This is a genomic window from Nocardia sp. CDC160, from assembly GCF_035818795.1.
GTDB lineage: Bacteria > Actinomycetota > Actinomycetes > Mycobacteriales > Mycobacteriaceae > Nocardia.
This window is the reverse complement of the sequence record NZ_JAYKYT010000005.1, coordinates 723,223-742,992: the sequence shown is the minus strand read 5'-3', so window position 1 is coordinate 742,992 and position 19,770 is coordinate 723,223. Positions and strand designations below refer to the sequence as shown.

16 protein-coding genes are annotated in these 19,770 nt (G+C 68.7%); 11 read left to right on the top strand and 5 right to left on the bottom strand.

The window, feature by feature from the left end; all coding sequences use genetic code 11:
* Positions 1–277: 277 nt before the first annotated feature.
* The 5 genes from scpB (at position 278) to VMT40_RS31210 (ending at position 5,027) form a co-directional block, all read left to right on the top strand.
* Entirely contained in the window at positions 278–958 is a 681-nt protein-coding gene (scpB, locus tag VMT40_RS31230) for an SMC-Scp complex subunit ScpB (RefSeq protein WP_326362810.1), read from the top strand.
* A gap of 11 nt (positions 959–969) precedes the next feature.
* Positions 970–2,526: a pseudouridine synthase gene (locus VMT40_RS39440; protein ID WP_442790082.1), complete on the top strand. Its 1,557-nt coding sequence runs from the start codon at positions 970–972 to the stop codon at positions 2,524–2,526.
* Positions 2,527–2,588: 62 nt separating this feature from the next.
* The gene (gene cmk / locus VMT40_RS31220) at positions 2,589–3,257 is read left to right on the top strand and encodes a (d)CMP kinase (RefSeq protein ID WP_326362809.1); all 669 of its coding nucleotides are present in this window, start codon (positions 2,589–2,591) and stop codon (positions 3,255–3,257) included.
* Positions 3,254–4,669 (top strand): ribosome biogenesis GTPase Der, encoded by a 1,416-nt coding sequence (der, locus tag VMT40_RS31215; protein WP_326362726.1) that lies wholly within the window; start codon positions 3,254–3,256, stop codon positions 4,667–4,669. The genes cmk and der overlap by 4 nt, the downstream gene beginning before the upstream one ends.
* Before the next feature lie 130 nt (positions 4,670–4,799).
* Complete coding sequence (locus VMT40_RS31210; protein WP_326362724.1) at positions 4,800–5,027, top strand: hypothetical protein; 228 nt, start codon at positions 4,800–4,802, stop codon at positions 5,025–5,027.
* Between the two features lie 29 nt (positions 5,028–5,056).
* Here the strand turns inward: VMT40_RS31210 and VMT40_RS31205 are convergent, their stop codons facing one another.
* Positions 5,057–6,262: a glycoside hydrolase family 76 protein gene (locus tag VMT40_RS31205; RefSeq protein WP_326362723.1), complete on the bottom strand. Its 1,206-nt coding sequence runs from the start codon at positions 6,260–6,262 to the stop codon at positions 5,057–5,059.
* 225 nt (positions 6,263–6,487) lie between these two features.
* Here VMT40_RS31205 and VMT40_RS31200 point away from each other — a divergent pair, with 225 nt between their 5' ends.
* On the top strand, positions 6,488–8,746 hold the full coding sequence (locus tag VMT40_RS31200; protein WP_326362721.1) for a bifunctional serine/threonine-protein kinase/ABC transporter substrate-binding protein: 2,259 nt from the start codon (positions 6,488–6,490) through the stop codon (positions 8,744–8,746).
* Here VMT40_RS31200 and VMT40_RS31195 read toward each other — a convergent pair.
* Together VMT40_RS31195 and VMT40_RS31190 are read right to left on the bottom strand one after the other, a co-directional pair.
* Positions 8,743–10,026, bottom strand: coding sequence for a hypothetical protein (locus tag VMT40_RS31195; RefSeq protein WP_326362720.1), 1,284 nt, complete (start codon positions 10,024–10,026; stop codon positions 8,743–8,745). The genes VMT40_RS31200 and VMT40_RS31195 overlap by 4 nt on opposite strands.
* A 70-nt stretch (positions 10,027–10,096) precedes the next feature.
* The gene (locus VMT40_RS31190) at positions 10,097–10,984 is read right to left on the bottom strand and encodes a LysR family transcriptional regulator (protein WP_326362719.1); all 888 of its coding nucleotides are present in this window, start codon (positions 10,982–10,984) and stop codon (positions 10,097–10,099) included.
* Between the two features lie 118 nt (positions 10,985–11,102).
* Here VMT40_RS31190 and VMT40_RS31185 point away from each other — a divergent pair, with 118 nt between their 5' ends.
* Positions 11,103–12,344, top strand: coding sequence for an MFS transporter (locus VMT40_RS31185; protein WP_326362717.1), 1,242 nt, complete (start codon positions 11,103–11,105; stop codon positions 12,342–12,344).
* A 306-nt stretch (positions 12,345–12,650) separates the two neighbouring features.
* On the opposite strand, the gene VMT40_RS31180 is transcribed toward VMT40_RS31185, so the two are convergent.
* The gene (locus VMT40_RS31180; protein ID WP_326362716.1) at positions 12,651–13,382 is read right to left on the bottom strand and encodes a TetR/AcrR family transcriptional regulator; all 732 of its coding nucleotides are present in this window, start codon (positions 13,380–13,382) and stop codon (positions 12,651–12,653) included.
* 104 nt (positions 13,383–13,486) lie between these two features.
* Between VMT40_RS31180 and VMT40_RS31175 the strand changes: the two genes are divergently transcribed.
* Together VMT40_RS31175 and VMT40_RS31170 are read left to right on the top strand one after the other, a co-directional pair.
* The gene (locus VMT40_RS31175; protein ID WP_326362714.1) at positions 13,487–14,440 is read left to right on the top strand and encodes an ATP-binding cassette domain-containing protein; all 954 of its coding nucleotides are present in this window, start codon (positions 13,487–13,489) and stop codon (positions 14,438–14,440) included.
* Positions 14,437–15,204: an ABC transporter permease gene (locus VMT40_RS31170; RefSeq protein ID WP_326362713.1), complete on the top strand. Its 768-nt coding sequence runs from the start codon at positions 14,437–14,439 to the stop codon at positions 15,202–15,204. Before VMT40_RS31175 ends, VMT40_RS31170 begins: the two co-directional genes overlap by 4 nt.
* A 108-nt stretch (positions 15,205–15,312) precedes the next feature.
* Here the strand turns inward: VMT40_RS31170 and VMT40_RS31165 are convergent, their stop codons facing one another.
* Positions 15,313–16,743, bottom strand: coding sequence for a DUF1254 domain-containing protein (locus VMT40_RS31165; RefSeq protein WP_442790081.1), 1,431 nt, complete (start codon positions 16,741–16,743; stop codon positions 15,313–15,315).
* 623 nt (positions 16,744–17,366) lie between these two features.
* On the opposite strand from VMT40_RS31165, the gene VMT40_RS31160 reads away from it, so the two are divergent.
* Positions 17,367–18,221 carry a lysophospholipid acyltransferase family protein gene (locus tag VMT40_RS31160; RefSeq protein WP_326362711.1) on the top strand — a complete coding sequence of 285 codons (855 nt, stop codon included), beginning with the start codon at positions 17,367–17,369 and terminating at the stop codon, positions 18,219–18,221.
* 342 nt (positions 18,222–18,563) lie between these two features.
* Positions 18,564–19,646, top strand: a complete 1,083-nt coding sequence (locus VMT40_RS31155) for a polyprenyl synthetase family protein (RefSeq protein ID WP_326362710.1) — start codon at positions 18,564–18,566, stop codon at positions 19,644–19,646.
* Positions 19,647–19,770 lie beyond the last annotated feature (124 nt).

Here is a 19,770-nt window from a genome sequence, read left to right as displayed (position 1 = left end):
CCATGCCGAGGTCGACGAGGAGGATCCGACCGACGCACCTGCGCCCGATTTGATCGTCTCGTCTGAAATGTCCGACCCCGCCAACGGTGTTGGGTCCTCGACGGGACAGGACGCAAGCCGGGCTGTGCCGGACCCGACAGACCAGCTGCGTGATGCGGCAGCGGGTCGCGAACGCGAAGCGGACTCGGCGAACGACTCGGCGCAGCTCGAAACCGACTCGGCGGGTTCGGGCCTCGCGTCCGGCGGGACCGCGGTGGAACTCCCGGCGGGCGCGGATGTGGCCGATGTCTCCGCTGCGGGAGAGGGTGACGCCGACCTCGACGAGGATGAAGAGGAGTTGGGGGAGGAGGAGTTCAGGGCGGCGTTGGAGGCGATGTTGCTTGTGGTGGATGCGCCTGCGCCGGTGGAGTTGTTGGCGTCGGCGTTGCGGGATCATCCGATTCGGGTGGAGACGGCGTTGCGGGAGATGGCGGGGGAGTTGACGGCGCGGCGGAGTGGGATGGATCTCAGGTTTGTGGGGGATGGGTGGCGTTACTACACGCGGACGGAATTCGCTCCCTATGTGGAACGTATGCTGTTGGACGGCGCACGGTCGAAGCTCACACGCGCCGCTTTGGAAACTCTGGCGGTGATCGCGTACCGTCAACCGGTTACCCGAGCACGCGTGAGCGCGGTGCGCGGTGTCAACGTGGATGGCGTGATCAGGACCCTGCTGGCGCGGGGGCTGATCGCGGAGGCCGGAGCGGACCCGGAGACCAACGGCACTCTGTACATCACCACCGAGCTGTTCCTGGAACGGATCGGACTCGCGTCACTGGCGGATCTGCCGCCGCTGGCTCCGCTGCTCCCGGGCGTCGATCTGATCGACGAGATCAATGAGAGCCTGGACACCGATCCCCGGTACACCAGGCTGAAGAAACCGGCCGAGGCCGATATCGACCTCGGTACCGATGAATGAAATAGGACAACGTGAATACACCCGCTCGCCGAGATGGCACACCGGATCGTAGAAAACGTGGCAGCGAACCGCCCGGCGGTTCCCGCGCCGCCCGCGGCCGGACCGGAGACGACCGGTCCGCGCGAGGCGGCGGCTCTTACGGCGGAGGCTCCGCCAATTCCCGCGGCGGCTCCGCGAATCGCGGCGGCTCGCGCGGTGACTCGCCCTCGTGGGGCGGAAATTCCCGCGGTGATTCCCGCGGCGGCTCGTACGACTCGCGCTCCGGCGGATCCCGCGGCGGCTCGTATGGCGATTCTCGCGGCGGCTCGGCCCGCGGCGGCTACGGCGACTCGCGCGGCGGTTCCTCGCGCGGCGGGTCGGGCTACGGCGATTCCCGCCCCGGCGCTTCGCGTGGCGGTTCGTATGGTTCGCGCGGCGCGTCGAGCTCGCGTGACGGCTACGGCTCGCGTGGTGAAAGCCAGTGGGGTGGTGGCGGTTCCCGTGGTGGCGCACCCTCGCGTGGTGGCTCGTCCTACGGAAACTCCGCGCGCGGCAACCAGTCTCGCGGTGATTGGGGTTCCGAGCGTGGCGGACGCGGCGACAGCCGTGGCGGCCAGCGCACCGGATTCGGTTCCGACCGTTCCGGTTTCGGCCAGGACCGCAATGCCGCGCGCGGCCGCATCGGCGGCGGCAGCCCGCTGGCCCCGCACACCTCCCCGAACACTCCCGCCAAGAAGAAGTCCCCCAAGCCGGAGCGCAAGATCGTCGCGCCCGTGCTGATCAGCAATGCCAAGCCCGCGCGTCACCAGCACGTGGATCTGGCCGAGCGCGGCCCGAAGAAGCTCCCGTGGGGCGAGGGCGAGCGGCTGCAGAAGGTGCTGGCCAAGGCCGGTGTGGCCTCGCGCCGCGCCGCCGAGGAGATGATCGAGGCCGGTCGCATCGAGGTCGACGGCAAGATCGTGCGCGAGCAGGGCCTGCGCATCGATCCGCAGACCGCGGTGGTCCGTGTCGATGGTGTGCGCGTGGTCGTTCGCGACGAGCAGGTGTATCTGGCCCTGAACAAGCCGAAGGGCTGGCAGTCCACCATGTCCGACGAGATGGGCCGCCCCTGCGTCGGCGATCTCGTCGCCGAGCGGATCGCGGCCGGGCAGCGCCTGTTCCACGTCGGCCGTCTCGACGCCGACACCGAGGGCCTGCTGCTACTCACCAATGACGGCGATCTGGCCCACCGCCTCATGCACCCGTCCTTCGAGGTGCAGAAGACCTACCTGGCCACGGTCAATGGCGAGGTCAAGAACCGCGAGGTCGGCAAGCTGCTCAAGGACGGCGTCGAGCTCGAGGACGGCCCCGCCAAGGTGGACCGCTTCCAGGTGCTCGAGGTCGGCCAGGGTAGGTCGCTGGTGAAGGTGGTGCTGCACGAGGGCCGCAAGCACATCGTGCGCCGCCTGCTGGCCGAGGTCGGCCACCCGGTGACCGCGCTGGTGCGCACCCACATTGGACCGGTCGCACTGGGCGATCAACGGCCGGGCACGCTGCGTGTACTGGGCCGGGACGAAATCGGGAAGCTCTACGAGGCGGTGTCGTTGTGAACGGTGTGGGAAGTCTGATCGAGACCGGCGCGCTGACCGGGTCGGCGCAGCTGGTCGTCGCCATGGACGGCCCGTCCGGTACCGGCAAGTCGAGCGTGTCGCGCCAGCTGGCGACCCGGCTCGAGGCCCGCTACCTCGATACCGGGGCGATGTACCGGGTGGCGACGCTGCGCGTGCTGCGCAGCGGCGTTGACCTCGACGATGCCGCGGCCATCGCGGTGGCGGTCAAGGAGCTGCCGCTGACCATCGGCACCGATCCGAGCCGGGAGGTCATCCTGCTCGACGGCGAGGATGTGTCCAACGAGATCCGCGGCAATGCGGTGACCAAGGCCGTGTCGGCGGTGTCGGCGGTGCCCGAGGTGCGTGAGCAGCTCGTGGCCCTGCAGCGTGAGATCACCGTGTCCGCCGGTCGAATCGTGGTGGAGGGCCGCGATATCGGCACCGTGGTGCTGCCCGAGGCGGATGTGAAGATCTACCTCACCGCCTCGGCCGAGGCGCGCGCGTTCCGCCGCAATGCCCAGAACATCGCCGAGGGTCGCGGCGACGACTACGAGGCCGTGCTGGCCGATGTCCAGCGCCGCGACACCCTGGATTCGACCCGCAAGGTGTCGCCGCTGCGTCCGGCCGAGGACGCCGTGCTGGTGGACACCAGCGATCTGAACAAGGACGAGGTCATCGACGAGCTGTATCGCGTGGTGGCCGAACGGATTTCGGCGGGAGGCGCGCAGTGACGCAGGACACCTTCGCCGGTGACGGCATCTGGTCGGACGAATCCGACTGGGATATCGCCGAATTCGAGGGCGAGCAGGACGCCGAGCACATTCCGCTGCCCACGGTCGCCATTGTGGGCCGCCCGAATGTCGGCAAATCCACGCTGGTGAACCGCATTCTGGGCCGCCGCGAGGCGGTGGTCGAGGATATTCCGGGCGTCACCCGCGACCGCATCTCCTACGAGGCCACCTGGGCCGGACGCCGATTCCTGGTGCAGGACACCGGCGGTTGGGAGCCCGACGCCAAGGGCCTGCAGCAGTCGGTGGCCCGGCAGGCCGAGGTCGCCATGCGCACCGCGGACGCGATTGTCGTGGTGGTGGATGCCACCGTCGGCGCGACCTCGGCCGACGAGGCGGTGGCGAAGACGCTGCGCCGCAGCAAGACTCCCGTCATCCTGGTCGCCAACAAGGTCGACAATCAGAAGCTCGAGGCCGACGCCGCCGAGCTGTGGTCCATGGGTTTGGGCGAGCCGCGCATGATCTCGGCCGCGCACGGCCGCGGTACCGGCGATCTGCTGGACGAGATTCTGGCGGTGCTGCCCGAAACTCCCCGCGAGGGAACGGGTCTCACCGGTGGCCCGCGTCGTGTGGCGCTGGTCGGTAAGCCGAATGTCGGTAAGTCCTCGCTGCTCAACCGCCTGGCGGGCGAGGAGCGCTCGGTGGTTCACAATATCGCGGGCACCACCGTCGACCCGGTCGACTCGCTGGTCGAATTGGGCGGCAAGCCTTGGCGTTTCGTGGACACCGCGGGTCTGCGCCGCAAGGTCGCCAATGCCTCGGGCCACGAGTTCTACGCCTCGCTGCGCACCAAGGGCGCCATCGAGGCCGCCGAGGTGGCGGTCATGCTCATCGACGCCTCGCAGCCGATCACCGAGCAGGACCTGCGCGTGATCTCCATGGTCGCCGAGACCGGTCGCGCCCTGGTGATCGCCTACAACAAGTGGGATCTGGTCGACGAGGACCGCCGCGAGATGCTCGAGCGCGAGATCGACCGCGAAATGGTCCAGGTCCGCTGGGCGCAGCGCGTCAACATCTCCGCCCAGACCGGCCGCGCCGTCCAGAAGCTGGTTCCGGCCATGGAAACCGCGCTGGAGTCCTGGGACAAGCGCATCCCGACCGGCCGCCTGAACAACTGGCTCAAGGAGGTCATCGCCGCCACCCCGCCCCCCATGCGCGGCGGCCGCCTCCCCCGCGTCCTGTTCGCCACCCAGGCGTCCACCCGGCCCCCGACGTTCGTGCTCTTCACCACCGGCTTCCTCGAGGCGGGCTACCGCCGCTTCATCGAGCGAAAACTGCGCGAGGAGTTCAACTTCGACGGCTCCCCGGTCCGCGTGAACGTCCGCGTCCGCGAAAAGCGCGAACGTAAGAAGTAGCGGCACCGACCACCTGTCAACGCCCGGGCAACGGATTCCCCTGTTGCCCGGGTGTTTTCGTTGTGCAAGGTTCGGAATTAGGGCATTCGTCGGATATTGCCCGGTAGGTGTCGTCCCTAGATTCGTTGGCGTGAACCTCACTATCACCCCAATGCGCGCGGTCTTCGCCACCGCCGCGATCAGTGCGTCCCTCTTCGCCACCGCCGCGACCGCCTCCGCGTCCCCGGAGACGAACTCGGCACCGCAGGCCGCCTCCCCGATCGGTACCGGGACCACCGGCTCGGCCGACTCCGGTTCCGCCGGACCGGGTTCCATCATCTGCTGGCTCCTCCACCCCGGCCCGACCTGCCAGATCTGAATCCCGGTTCGCCCGTCGGAAGTACCCGATCATCGGCCCGCCACGGTGAGCCGGTGATCGGCTTCCAGGAGTAGCCAGGCGCTGAGTTGGACCGAAAGGTCGGGGCTGAGGTTGTCGGCGAGGGTGGGGGTGGTGAGTTGGGTGAAGACCTGGGGGTGGTGGGGGAGTCCGATGGGGCGGGACCAGGACATGCCGAACAGCGGTAGGCCATTGGACTCGGCGCGGTTGGTCCAGGCGGCGCGGGCGGAGGTGTGGACGAGGCTGGCGGCCGTCGAATTGTCCAGGGACAGTGCGGCTTCGGCGAGGTAGCGGGCGAGGATGCCCATGAACAGGCCGGAGTCGTCGTCGGCGGAACCGGCGATCACCCCGGCGCGGGCGAGGTGGGTCTCGGTGGCGGCGATGAGGGCCGTCGCGCGGTCGCGGTGGGTGGAATCGCCGGTGCGGAGGGCCAATTCGGTTTCCAAGCCGATCGCGACGCCCTGACAGTAGGTGAGGACGGTGGTGTTCACCTCGCCGCCGGGTTCGTGGACGCCGTCGAGGGTCAGATCGGTGTCGGGGTCACGCAGGCGGGTGTGCAGGAAGTCGGCGAGTCGGCGGGCATGGTCGAGATCGCCCAGGCGCGCCAGAGCGATTCCGGTCGGGCCGATGGCAGGGGTGTTGTAGTAGTGGTCGCCGGTTCGCCAGGGCACCGCGCCGAACTCCGGACTCCAGCCGGACAGCAGCGCCGAACGCAGATCGTCGAGGGCCGTGCCGAAGCGGAGGCCGAGCAGGCGGTCGGCACGTTCGAGAGCGAGGGCGAGCCAGGCCATGTCGTCGTAGTAGCGATTGGTCCAGCCGGTGAGATTGCGGGCCCGAATCCCCCGGGCGAGGGCGACGACCCGATCGAGGCGTTCGGGTGTGCGGTCCCGATGAGCGGCATCCACCGCACAGTCCAGCAGGTGGGCCTGCCACCAGTAGCACCACTTCACCAGCGACTGATCGAACAGCGACGACGGCCACGCCAGCGCACCCAACTGTTTCCCGCGCTGTCCCCACAGCGTGCGCACATGCCGCCGCACAATGGCCTGTTCGGCCAGGTTCGCCCGCTCGACGCAACCCTCGAGCCCGGCCCGATAGGGGCTCACGTTCCGCGTGATGGTCTGGGCCTGGGTGGGCTGGGTGAGGGCGGTGACGGCGACGGTGGTACCGGCCGCCAGGAGTCGGCGGCGGCTGATGCCTGTATTGCGGCGATCCATGCGCTCGGGCTCCCCGGTGCTGACAAACGATCACCGAGCTGGAAACCGTTCAGTTACAGCCTATCCTGCGATGACCGCGGCGTCGCGGCGGCGGGAAAGTCATGCGTCGGCTAGTTGTTCGTTACTTCGAGGACATCCCCGGTTCGGGTATCTCGCCGTGTGGGGAGAGCGGGATGCGCGTCGGAAACGATAGGGTGCGAAGGGTTTTTGTGTGCGAGGGGCCGAATGGTGCGTGCGGGCGAGGAATTCGCGGGATTTCTGATCGAGCGACGGCTCGGCGGAGGCGGGATGGGGGAGGTCTTCCTGGCCCGGCACCCGCGTCTGCCGCGTTTGATCGCGATCAAGCTGCTGGCTCGGGAGTTGGCCTCGCAGCCGGAGACCCGCGCCCGCTTCGAGCGTGAGGCCGAGCTGATCGCGCGGCTGGATCACCCGAATATCGTGACCGTGCACGACCGCGGTGTGGCGGACGGGCGACTGTGGATCGCCATGCAGTACGTGGACGGCGGTGACGCCGCCAGCCTGGATCCGTTCACGCTGCCGCCCGCGGAGGCGGTGCACATCATTGCCGAGACGGCCAAGGCCCTGGACTACGCGCATGTGCGCGGGGTGATCCACCGGGATGTGAAGCCCGCGAACATCCTGCTGACCCGCCCGCTCCTGGGCCAGGAACGCCGAATCCTGTTGACCGACTTCGGTATCGGCCGCCTGCGCGACGATTCGGCGCAGATCACCCGATCCGGTGTGCTGGCCGCGACCATCACCTACGCCTCGCCGGAACAGCTCTCCGGTGCCGCGCCCGATTACCGCTCGGACCAGTATTCGCTGGCGTGCACGCTGTTTCGGCTCCTGACCGGCTCGACGCCGTTCCAGGCCGACACGGTCGCGGCGGTCGTCGCCGGACACCTCCAGCATCCGGTGCCGAAGGTGAGCGACCGTCGACCCGAGCTGCCCGCCGCACTCGACGCCGTGCTGGCGCGCGGCCTGGCCAAACGACCCGAGGACCGATTCGAATCCTGCCGAGCCTTCGCCGACGCTGCCGCGCAGGCACTGTTGGCGGTCTCCGAATCCACAGTGACGCCGATTCCGGAGGTGAGCGACGCGGCGCGTGCAGTGACTTCCGCTGGAGACGTGATCGGCGGGCGCGCCGGTGCCACGTCGGCCCTCGCGACCCTCCCGGCGTCGGAAGGTCCGACCGTCTCGGATACCACGTCGCTCCCGGCGAATTCGCCGTCGAAACCGAAACGCGCCCGCTGGGTGGCCGCGGGTGCGGCGGCACTGGCGGCGGTGGTGACGGCCGCGGTCGGAATCCTCTGGGCTACAAAGGATCACGGACCGGCCAACCCCTCCGGCCCGGCGGTCGTGGTCGAGGGTCCGCAGGCCGGTGTCTATCCCGGTTTCGGCCCCTTCCTCCAGATCGACGCGCAAGGCAGGCGCACCCCCGCACCCACCTCGGTGGAGGACCCCGCCAATGACGGCCGCCTGCCGTGCGCTCCCGTCTCGATAGCGGCGGCACTTCCCTTGTCGGGCAAGAACTCCGACCTGGGCGAGAGCCTGCTCGGCGCGGTGCGGCTGGCCGTCTCGCAATTCGTCCAGGGCGGCAACCAGGTCTGTCCCGTGACGATCAAGGAGTTCGACACCGGTGGCGATCAGGCCAAGGCCGCCCAAACCGCCCAGCGCATTGCCGCCGACAAGTCGATCGTGGCCGTCATCGGACCGGCCATGTCCCCGGAGGTGATGGGCGCGGGCCAAACCCTGGAGGACTCCGGCCTGCCGTTCCTGAGCCCCGTGGCGACGAACCCGGTACTGGCGCAGTCGGGTTGGTCGGGCTTCTTCCGCGGCCTGGCCAATGACAATGTGCAGGGCCCGGCCCTGGGCCGCTATCTGGCGACCACCGCGGCCTTCTCCCGCGTCTGCGCGCTGCGCGACACCGGCGGTGGTTACGAGGGACCGCTGTCGACCGCGGTCATCGACGGTCTGGGCGCGGCCGCGGTACCGGAATGCAAGCTCAGCATCGATATGGGCGGCGATCTCACCGACGCGATCGCGACCGTCGCCGCCGCGCGTCCGGACGCGGTGTTCTACGCGGGCTATCCCAGAGACGCGGCCGCCCTGCTCTCCAAGCTCCGAAGCGCCGGTGTCACAGCGACTTTCGTGCTCGGCGACGGCAGCTTCGACCCGCTGTTCCGCGACACCGCCGGAGCGCTGGCCGCAGGAACCGTGGTGACCTGCGGCTGCGGCCCCGCGACCGACCGCCTGCTCACCGATTACCGCGCCGCCACCGGCAAGTCGGCCACCGCCAATATCGTTGAGGCCTACGACCTGACCGCGATCGTCCTGCGCGGCATCGTCTCCGGCCACACCAAGCGCACCGACCTGCGCGAGTACCTGCACGCCTACCACGCCGACGGCATCGCCCACTCCTACGCCTGGACCGCCGCGGGCGAGCCCGCCGACCCCCGGATCTGGCTCTACCGGCTGTCCTAGGCCCCGTCCTCGTATCCGGGGTCCCCTTCCTCGTATCCGGGCCGCCATCGGCGCAGCGCGAGAATGCCGAGCAGACAGCCGAATCCGAGCCCGAGCGCGAACCACGCCGGTCGATCGCCGAGGACATTGTCGTGGTGATGCCACGGTGTCGGCCCGCAGCCGCGGAACTCCAGGGTGAGGACGGCGGAGGGAATCAGCAGCAGACCGAGGGGCAGCACGGTTCCGGCGGCGGTGCGGGTGGCCACCGCGCCGAAACCGTATCCGGCGATTCCGGATACCGCGCAGGAGCCGATGAGCGAGAGCAGCCAATCCGATTGCTCGGCGGTCGAGGTGAGCATGTCGAAGACCCCGAGCGCCAGGATCGCGGTGGCCGCCGCGAGCGGCGCGGGTCGGACCCGGCCGAGGACGAAGCACGCCGTCATGACGATCAGCATCGGCGCGACCTGCCAATGTTGGCGTGCCCCATAGGTAATCGCGCTGCCACCGGCCGCCAGCGCCACCATGAGCAGGGTGAGCGTCCCGTCGCGCCCGGGCAGCAGCAGCACGGCGACGAGCGCCGCCGCGAGCGTGACCAACACGCCGACCGCCATAGCCGCCGGGTTCGCCCCCGTGTCCGCGAACCGTTCGGCCGCGACGGTGATCGTCGTGATCAACACGGCCGCACCCAGCACCGGCCCGAACGGCAGATTCAACGTGGTGGGATAGGCCGCCGTACCCGGCCGCTGCCACACCAGGAAGCAAACGGCCAGCAAGACCGCCGTGGGTATGGTCAGCCAGCTCGGCGGCAGGTCCACGTAGGCGCGCTCGAGGAGGGAGCGGCTGCCGATCTCGGTCGCGTTCTCGAGGTGGTCGCCGACCAGGATGCCGGTCAGCGCGCCGAGCAGGTATCCGATTGCCGGTGGCCGGTTTTCGAGCGCCACCGCCCCGACCGCGCCCAGCAGCATGCCCGCCGCGAGCGAGTCGACGAAGTTGGCGGTGGCCAGGCTCGCGGACGCGCCCGTCACCAGTAAATGGTCGGTGGCCAGGATCAATGCCGCGACGGTCGCGGTGGCCCAGGCCGTCCGCGCGCCGAACATGGCGACCACCACCGCGACCAGCACCGCGACCACCGCCCCCGCCGCGGTGGCCCGGGGCACGGTGATGGTCAGCAGTGTCATCTGCAGCGCCGACGACGCCGTGTCGGCGCAACCGGTGTCGACCGGCACGATGAGCGCGAGGCAGGCGACCGCGGCGGCCAGGGCCGCGGCGGCCGTGCCGAGGACCGGACGACAGCGCTGCACCGGACGACTCCCTGGGTCGGCAATGGGTCGGTTACCTGTCAGTCACCGTAACAGCGTGTCGGATTTGTCCTCACCAGGCATGACGGCGGGCCGCCCATTCGATGGCGAAATCCCGAAACCGCCGAACGGCTTCGGGCGGCGTGGCCGTGGCCGACCAGATCAGACCGACATCGCGGGAGGCCTCCGCGTCCGAGAGCGGCACGACGGCAATGCCCGGCGGCATGGATTCCTCCAGCGGCACCACCCCGATGCCGAGCCCGGCCGCCACCAATCCGCAGACCGTCACCAGGTCGCTGGTTTCGAAGGCGATGCGCGGTTGCATCCCGGCGGCCGCGCACAGCTCGTCGAAGATCCGGCGCATGCCGAAACCCGGGTGCATGGCTATGAATTCGGCGTCGGCGAGCTCGGCCAGCCGAATCTGCCGCTGGCCCGCCAGCCGGTGATCGGCCGGAACCGCCAGCACCACAGGCTGATTCAACAGGGTGCGCCAACCGATACCCGGTTCACCCGGGCGCGGTGAGACCAAGGCCAGATCGGCCTCGCCGTCGAGCACCTGTCGGGTGATGACCTCGGCCGCGCCCTGGAACAACGTGAAATCGATGCGACCCGAACCCCTGCGGAACTCACCGATCAGCTGCGGCACCAGCCCGCCGCCGAAGGAGTGCAGGAACGATAGCCGCACCACACCCTTGGCCGGATTGACGCGATCGGCGACGGCCTGCTCACCCGCGTGCAGTTCGGCCCGCGCGCGGCGGGCGTGCTCGTAGTAGAGACGGCCGTAATCGTTGAGCCGAATCCGCTTGCCGTGCCGGTCGAACAGCGGCACCCCGAGTCGCTGCTCCAACCGGGCGAGCATGCGCGAGAGGGTGGGCTGGGCCAGATGCAGCCGGGCGGCGGCGACGCTGACATTCTCCGTTTCCGCGAGTGTCGTGAACCACTCCAGATCCGCGCCGAGCACCCCGCCTCCTGTCTTTATGTGGCTGACGCATGAGCAGATCGATCATCATGCATTTTCGTTCTAAAGGCCAGCGTCGCACTCTGGAATGCGCATACCGCGTTGTTCGAGAGAGGATCCGATGACCAGCGTTCAGGGACGTACCGCCCTCGACCGACCGGCCGCCACTCACGAAAAGCGCGTCACCCTGGCCCTTTTCGCGGCCGGACTCACCACCTTCGCGGCCATGTACAGCACTCAGTCGCTACTGCCGAGCCTGTCCGCCGCCTTCGACGTCCCGCCCGCGCACGCCGCCCTGGCCGTCTCGCTGACCACGGGTTTGCTCGCGCTGGCCATCATCCCGGCCGGTGTGCTGTCGGCCCGAATCGGTCGAACCAGGGTCATGATCGGCTCGGCCGTCCTGGCTTCGGTCCTGGGCCTGCTGCTGCCCTTGGCCCCGACCTTGAACATCCTGCTGGCGCTGCGGGCCGTGCAGGGCGTCGCGCTGGCCGGTGTCCCGGCGGTGGCCATGGCGTATCTGGCCGAGGAGATCGGGTCGGCGGGGCTGGGCGCGGCCATGGGCGTCTATATCGCCGGAACCACCATCGGCGGACTGGCGGGTCGGTTGATTCCCTCCCTCGCCCTGGGCGTGACCTCTTGGCGCTGGGCCGAATTGGCGGTGTCGGTGGCGGCCATGCTGTGCACGGTGTGGTTCGCGCGGGCCCTGCCGCCGTCGCGGGGATTCACCGCGCGCCCGGCCGGATTCGGCACGCTCCTCGGCGACCTGGGCCGTCAGCTGCGCCATCGCGGACTGCTCTCGCTGTTCGGCCTGGCTTTCCTGCTGATGGGCAGTTTCGTCTCGCTCTACAACTATCTGGGCTACCGACTCACCCACCGCCCCTTCGACTTGCCCGCCGCCGTGGCCGGATCGGTGTTCGTGCTCTACCTCGCGGGCACGGTGGCCTCCGCCTACGCGGGCCGCCTCGCCGACCGGCGGGGGCACCACCGCATCCTGATCGCCGCGCTCGCGCTCATGGCACTCGGCGTGCTCGTCACCATCCCGGATCATCTGAGCACGGTGCTGATCGGCGTGCTGCTGTTCACCACCGGGTTCTTCGGCGCGCACACGGTGGCCAGCGCCTGGGTCGGCACCCTGGCCGAAAACCGCGGCGCGGCATCGTCTCTCTACATGTTCGCGTACTACCTGGGCAGCGCGGTGATCGGCAGCGGCGCGGGGATCGCGTACGCGGCGGGCGGCTGGAGCGGGTTGGTGGCCTGCGTATCGCTGCTCTTCGGGCTGGCCGCGATACTGGTCGGGGCCTTGACGTTCGCCGGTCGGGACTCGGGTCCGGCGGTGCCGACACCGACCGGTACCGCGCCGTAGACGAACGCCACCGTCATCACACCCAGCAGCAACACCATGGCCCCGGCGGCGAGGCCGGAGCGAACGACGACGGCCATGGCCAAACTCCTCGATGAAAAAGCGGCCACCGCACCAGCTTTCGTACGCCACGGAGTTGCGAAAACCGACTTCGCCGTCTCTTCGGCGCCCGATCGGGTGGCCCTGAGCCCATGGTGGCGCGCCCCGACATCGCAGGTCAAGGCGAACGGCGTGGTGTTTCGCAGTGTTTACGCAGGGTTGATCCCGAGACCGATTCCGTTACCGGCCAGCGTGATTGCCGAGACGGGTTCAGCCGCCGGAGCGGGCGTCGATGAAGACCTGATAACCGTCCAGTAGCCGGGCCAGGGCGAAGGTGAAATCGGCTTCCTCCCAATGCATATCGTCGTCGTCGAAGGCGCGATTGGTCAGAGCGTGGGTCACCGCCGGGAAGCGCTCGGGATCCAGCACCGCGGTGAGGATGCCGGTGTAGTCCGCGTCCTGCTTGGCCTGCTTGAGGCTGTCGCGCAGGAAGCGAGTGCGGCCGATCACGTAGATGGAAAGATTCACCAGCAGTTGGAGTTTGAGAGCTTCCGGGATCGGCACCGTGGACAGCGCGGCCATGCCCGCCTCGAGCCACATCATGTTCTTGGGGCCCAGGGGCGGTCCGGTCATGGGGATGTCCAGCCACCAGTCGTGGGAGCGGATGGCGTGAAACTCGGCCCACGCCCAGGCCTCGAGCGCGGCGCGCCAGTCGCCGCGGGGTAGTTCCGGCGGCCCGTCGAAGATGCTGTCGTGCAGCAGTTCCACCAGGGTGTCCTTGCTGTCGACATACCGGTAGAGCGACATGGTGGTGAAGCCGAGCTCCTTGGCCACCCGCGCCATGGACAGCGCGGCATAGCCCTCGGCGTCGGCGATGGCCGTGGCGGCGGACAGGATCTGTTCCAGGCTCAGCCCGCGTTTGGGTCCGCGACTGCCCGCGCTGTCGAGATCCCACAGCAGTTTCACCGACTTCGGCAGGACTGGCTCGTCCTCCGGCTTCATCTGACCTCCCGTCGTGGTTTCGGGTTCCATCTTGCGCCATCCCGGAAACTGCGTAGCCTATAAACAGAGTGTATGGCATACACAGTTTCTGAATCGGGGTTCCCATGACCACATCCGGACCCGGCCTCGCCATCGAGGTCACCGGGCTCACCAAATCCTTCGGCGACCAGCCGGTGCTGCGCGGCATCGACGCCGCCGTGCCCGCGGGCACGGTCTTCTCCCTGCTCGGGCCGAACGGCGCGGGCAAGACCACCATGGTCCGCATCCTCACCACCCTGACTCGGCCCGATGGGGGAGCGGTGCGCGTCGGCGGCCACGATCCGGTGCGCGAGCCGGACGCGGTGCGCGCGCTCATCGGCGTCACCGGGCAGTTCGCCGCGGTCGACGAAATCCTCACCGGCGCGGAGAATCTGCGGCTCATGGGTCGCCTGCTGCACCTGGGGCGGACCGAAACAAGCAGGCGCGCAGCGCGATTGCTGGAACAGTTCGAACTCGCCGACGCCGCGGACAAGCGGGCGGGCGCGTACTCCGGTGGCATGCGTCGCCGCCTGGACATCGCCATGAGCCTGATGGGTCAGCCGCGGATCGTGTTCCTCGACGAGCCCACCACCGGCCTCGATCCGCGCAGCCGCCGCGAGCTCTGGCGGGTCATCCGGGATCTGGTCGCCGACGGCGTGACCATCTTCCTCACCACCCAGTACCTGGAGGAGGCCGACCAATTGGCCGATCGCATAGCCGTTCTCGACGGCGGACGGATTGTCGCCGAGGGCAGTGCGGACGAGCTCAAACGGCTGGTGCCGGGCGGCCACATCCGCATCGGTTTCGCCGACGAGGACGGTCTGGCGGCCGCCGCGCGGGCGGTCCCGGTGGCCGAGGTGGATACCGAGCAACTGGCCCTGCAGGTGCCCTCGGACGGCAGTGTCGGCGACCTGCGCAAGCTGCTCGACCATTTCGACGACCACGCCGTGACCATCGACCAATTGTCCATTCACACACCGGATCTCGACGATGTCTTCTTCGCCCTGACCGGCGCTACCGCGAAAGAGGCCGCGCGATGAGCACTCTCACCCATGCCGCTCAGGATTCGGTGTCCATGGTCGGCCGCAATCTGCGCCACACCCTGCGCAGCCCGGACACCATGATCATGACCTTCGCCGTCCCGGTGTCCATTCTGCTCATGTTCGTCTACGTCTTCGGGGGCGCGATGAACGTGGGCGGGTCCTTCATCGACTACGTGGTGCCCGGAATCCTGCTGCTGTGCGCGGGTTTCGGCTCCGGCGGCACCGCGGTCACGGTGGCCTCCGATATGCACACCGGCATTGTCGACCGCTTTCGCGCCATGGCGGTCTCGCGGACCGCGGTGCTCACCGGGCACGTGATCGAGAGCGTGCTGCGCAATCTGATCACCACCGGTCTGGTGATCGCGGTCGCGGTGGCCATCGGGTTCCGACCGACCGCCGATCCGCTGCGCTGGCTCGCGGCGGCGGGTGTGATCGCACTGTTCGTCCTCGCCCTGTCGTGGCTGGCCGCGGCGGCGGGCGCGCTGGTCGCGAATCCCGAAGCGGCCAACGGGTTCATGTTCTTCTTCATGTTCCTGCCCTACGTCAGCAGCGCCTTCGTCCCCGTGCACACGCTCCCGAGTTGGATGCGCGGTTTCGCCCAGCATCAACCGGTCACCTCGATCGCCGAGACGGTCCGCGGCCTGCTCATGGACACCCCGGTGGGTGACTCCGCGCCGACCGCGCTGGCCTGGTGTGTCGGCATCGCCCTGGCGGGATACCTGGCCGCGGGCATGCTGTTCAGCCGACGATCGAATGCTTGACATACCTTTACGCCGATATGCGCATTAAGACATGAAAGTTCGGTATGTCCAAGTGTGCAGAAGAAGGCCCCGAGAAGCCATGCCTCTCGGGGCCTTCGAGCATTCGGGTCAGCTCGCGGGGACCGTGGTCAGCCCCGGCGGCCGCCAGGTGCCGTCGAGGGCCTCCTGGGTCGGGGCGTAGAGCCGCAGGGTGAGCGAGAACCGACCGGCGTCCGGGATCGGCAGCCAATTGCCTTTGGGCACAGCCGGTCCCGGGTCGTCGTGCTGAATGGCGAGCTCGACCGAGCCGTCGGGCCCGGGCACCACCGGCACCGCGTGGCCGACCGAGTAGATGTCGGCGTCGTTCTCGACCAGGTAGCTGTCGGCGGTGTAGGCGGTCAGCGACCAGAACGCCTCGGCGGGCGGCAGTTGCCCGGCCGGAAACTTCAAGCGAAACCGACGCGGATTGCCGTTCTCGGTCGCGTCCTCGGCAATGGTGGGGTACAGGGCGTCCCGGGCCAGGGTCGCGCCCAGCGCGGTGGTCGCCACATTGGCCCGCAGCAGGTAGTCGATGCCGTAGCTGCCGAGATTGGTGGCGAACTTCCAGCCGTTGACGTCCTTGGCCTCGGGATCCTTGTAGGTGACGATCCGGTGCTGGGCGTCCTTGACCGCCGCGGCCAGTAGGTCGGCGGGCTGGGTGTCGACATTCCCGCCCGGGGTGATGCCGAGCGTGGCGATGCGGGTCAGCATCGGATTGTCCGCGGGCGCGGCCGGATTCACGGCCAGCACCGCGCACATCCGATCGAAGAAGGTCTTGGCGTCCATGGCCGCCACCTGCTCGGGCGGCGGATCGCCCTGCGGCCGCGGCAGGCTGTCCTGGTTGACGGGTGTGCCAGCGATCCAGGCGCTCAACGGCATCAGCTTCAGTTGCTGCTGCAGCAGATGCACCGCGGGTAGGTCGTCCTCGCCATTGACCTGGATGCGTCCGATGAGCCAGGCGGTCGGCGTCGGCATGGGCAGGTGGGTGAGGTCGTCGGGCAGCGTTCCGGTCCAGCCCGGGCCGGTGAGGACGTAGGTGAACGGCGGCCCCGACCGATGCTCGGCCAGTTGGGGATTGGTGCTGCTCGGGTCGTGCGCGGTATTCGACCAGGCATCCATGACCTGCATGAGCCAGTACCGACCGCCCGGCATGGCTGGCACCTGCAACACCATCGGCTCGGGCCCGAGGTCGAGCCACGCGCTGGAATAGAGCGTGTCCAGGTTCATTCGCACGACCGAGCGATCGCCGCTGGTGGGCAGGTTCTGGGCGTGTGTGAAGCGATTCGATCCGCCCGCCGCGACCCGGGTGACGTCCATCAGGACCAGCGGGTAGCCGAAGATGTAGGCGTCGGCGGCAATGGCCTTGGGATCGTCGGGATCTGCCGTCGTGGCGGAATTGCCGCCGGAGGACGAGGACTTCGAGCAACCCGGCACGGCGGCGGCCGCCAGGGCCGCCAGGCCCAGTCCGAGCACGGTCCTGCGATTGAAGATGTCGTCGAACCCGTTGTCGCGCACACGCATTCCCTTCGCCACTGTGACCATGGAGGAGCGGGAGGATCGTGATGCAAACTCACCGAGACAGCGCTGGCTGATTACGGGCAACAATTATGCCGCACGGTATGTCTCGGGCCCGGGATTGCGCGGCGCCCGTCGCCGCGACGTCCGCTGTCGACGGCACGGGCTAGCGCCGCCGCAGGATGAACACCAGCAGGGCCGCCAGGGCGATCAGCAGGATGGCCGTGCCCACCCAGATCGAGGTATGGCTGTAGTCCGGAACCGGATCCGCCAGCAGTATCGGCATCCCGCCATGGTCGATCCGATCTCGCCTGCGGGCAAGGGAATCGGCCATCCTAGGGCGCTGTCCGCGCGTCGCACCGGAGTAGTGGGACGAATGTTGGATTCCGCACACTCTCTACCAAGCAAGCGCTTGGGGTTGGTACCGTCGATGGTGCAGGAGGACGGTGACGGGCATCTGTCGCAACGCAGCGACGTCCGTACGCTGAACCGGACCGCGCATGCGCGGCCGTCGGAGCTATCAATGGGGATGTGACCCGGGGGCAATTCAATTCGGCCCGACGTTGATTCGTCGTGAGGTGTCGTTGCGTGCCGCCCGTCCCCGGCAAAGCAATCGACAGGAATGGCTCATGACCGATACCGAAAAGACGGCAATGCCCGACCCGAACCACCCGCTGCTGCCGCTGGCGCGCGCCTACACCGACTACTTCACCCCCACCGTCACCGGCGTGGAGAATCTGCCCGCGACCGGACCGGCCCTGGTGATCGGCAATCACTCCTCCATCTACTGGGCCCCGGAGGTGTGGATCACCTTCATGGCCATGATGGACCGCCGCCCCGGCGAACCGAGCTACGGCGTCGCGCACGACATCCTTTTGCGCGCACCGATTCTCGGCGAGAGCCTGCGCCAGTTCGGCGTCATTCCGGCCTCGCGCGAGGCCGCGGCCAAGGGGCTCAAGGACGGCGGCGCGGTCATGGTCTACCCCGGCGGCGACTGGGAGGCGTGCCGCCCGTGGACCGATCGCGGCAAGATCGACTTCGCCGACCGCAAGGGCTTCATCCGCCTGGCCCTGGAACTGGGGGTTCCGGTGATTCCGGCGGTGGCCAATGGCGGCCACGACTCGATCTTCGTGCTCAGCCGCGGTGAGCGCACCGCGCGCCTGCTGCAACTGGACAAGCTGGTGCGCGCCAAGGTGTTTCCGTACACCGTGGGTCTGCCCTTCGGCATCGCGCCGATCCTGCCGCAGATCCCGTTGCCCGCCTCGGTGACCGTCAGCTTCCTTCCGGCCCTGGACTGGTCGACCCAGCCGGGCGACCCGGAGGACGCCGACCTGGTGGACGGCTACTACACCAGCACCGTGGAGACCATGCAGGCCGAGCTGGACCGGCTGCGCGCCGAGACGCCGCACCCGGTCGCCGCGGGCATCAAGAAGCATGTGGCCGGGCTGCCCGGACCGCTGAAGGGGCTGGCCGAGCTGCTGTAGGTGCGTGCCGGATCTCTGTTGGGGGACAGCGGATTTCGGCAATCGGGCCACCGAGGCCGTCGGGTGCGAGGATCATGCTCGCGCGCGGCGGCCTTGGTCCCTTTTTCGACACCTGATGCGCAGAGATGCTGAGAGGTAACGCTTTACCGTCGGCGATCATCCGTATTACACTTTTCTCGGTTCAGGTTGCTTTTTACTCATTGGCTGAGGACTAACGGGATCCACTGCGCGCTGGGGATCTACGGCGTAGGCCGTCGCAGCAGTGTCGAAACGCGGTGGCGTACAACAGCAGTGGCGTAACGCTTCGATCGGCGAGATCTGTTGCAGCGAAAGGCGAAAGAGATGGCCGAGATCGCGTGCGCGGAATGGACCGTCCCTGGGGAGCTGGCCGGGGTGCGGGAGCGGGTGGACGCCGTGCTCGAGGGCTTCCTGGCCGACAAGGCGCGTCGCGGCGATCGGGAACGATTACCGGCCGATCTGGTCGATGCCCTGCACTCGTTCGTCTTCGGCGGCGGCAAACGCATCCGGCCCCTGCTGTGCGTGCTGGGCTGGTTTGCCGCGGGCGGCAGCGAACGGCTGCCGCTGGCCGTGATCCGCGTGGCCGCGGCCCTGGAACTGCAACACGCCGCGGTGCTCATTCACCGCGATGTCATCGAACGGCGGCTCACCCGACGCGGATTCCCGACCCTGGCGTGCGCCATGGCGGCGCGCTTCGCGCACCAGCCCGACCGGGACCGCCGCGGGCGCCACGCCGCCGTGCTCGTGGGTGATCTGGCCCTGGTCTGGTCGGACGAGCTGCTGTTCTCCGCGCACCTGAGCGCCCGCCAGCGCACGGCGGCCTGTGCGGCCCTGTCGGCCATGCGCGGCGAGGTCATCTACGGCCACTATCTGGACCTGCGCGCGGCCGGTGAACCGGCCGCCGACCTCGAGCGCGCGCTCGAGATCATCCGCTACAAGACCGTCGGCTACACCTGTGAACGGCCGCTGCAACTGGGCGCGCGGCTGGCCGGGACCGACGAGAATACCCTTGCCGCACTGTCGGTTTACGCCCGTGCGCTCGGCGAGGCCGTGCACCTGGCCGAGGATCTGCACCGGGTCTACGGCGATCGCGCCGGGGTCGGCAGCCGACTCGAGGATCTGCGCGCCGGTAAGCACACCGCCCTGGTGGCCTCCGCCCTCGACCGCGCGGTCGGCGCGACCGCCGTCGAATTGCGTGCGCTGCTGGGCAATCCGGGCCTGGACCTGAGCGGCGCGACCCTGTGCCGCGACATCATGACCGAAGTCGGTGCGCGCGCGGAGATCGAGCGCATGATCACCGAGCGCCGCGCGCACGCGCTGCGGGCCGTGGACGATATGCAAGTGGCCGCACCGGCGCGCGCGGTCCTGCGGGAGCTCGCCGAACAGCTCACGAACTCCGACGGCTGAACGGTACAATTCGACTACATCAGCGCACCCGCAGTGCTCGGTATCACGCGAGCCCGATCGGTGCCGCATAGAGTTGCCGCCCGTATTCACCTGTCGCGCAAGAACTCTCGATCCCTCTTGCGAC

Coding starts and splice junctions, on each gene's coding strand:
- cmk (WP_326362809.1), top strand. CDS start 2,589: ATGGACGGCCCGTCCGGTACCGGCAAGTCGAGCGTGTCGCGCCAGCTG.
- VMT40_RS31205 (WP_326362723.1), bottom strand. CDS start 6,262: ATGGATCGCCGCAATACAGGCATCAGCCGCCGCCGACTCCTGGCGGCC.
- VMT40_RS31200 (WP_326362721.1), top strand. CDS start 6,488: ATGGTGCGTGCGGGCGAGGAATTCGCGGGATTTCTGATCGAGCGACGG.
- VMT40_RS31185 (WP_326362717.1), top strand. CDS start 11,103: ATGACCAGCGTTCAGGGACGTACCGCCCTCGACCGACCGGCCGCCACT.
- VMT40_RS31180 (WP_326362716.1), bottom strand. CDS start 13,382: ATGAAGCCGGAGGACGAGCCAGTCCTGCCGAAGTCGGTGAAACTGCTG.
- VMT40_RS31175 (WP_326362714.1), top strand. CDS start 13,487: ATGACCACATCCGGACCCGGCCTCGCCATCGAGGTCACCGGGCTCACC.
- VMT40_RS31170 (WP_326362713.1), top strand. CDS start 14,437: ATGAGCACTCTCACCCATGCCGCTCAGGATTCGGTGTCCATGGTCGGC.
- VMT40_RS31165 (WP_442790081.1), bottom strand. CDS start 16,743: ATGCGTGTGCGCGACAACGGGTTCGACGACATCTTCAATCGCAGGACC.
- VMT40_RS31160 (WP_326362711.1), top strand. CDS start 17,367: ATGACCGATACCGAAAAGACGGCAATGCCCGACCCGAACCACCCGCTG.
- VMT40_RS31155 (WP_326362710.1), top strand. CDS start 18,564: ATGGCCGAGATCGCGTGCGCGGAATGGACCGTCCCTGGGGAGCTGGCC.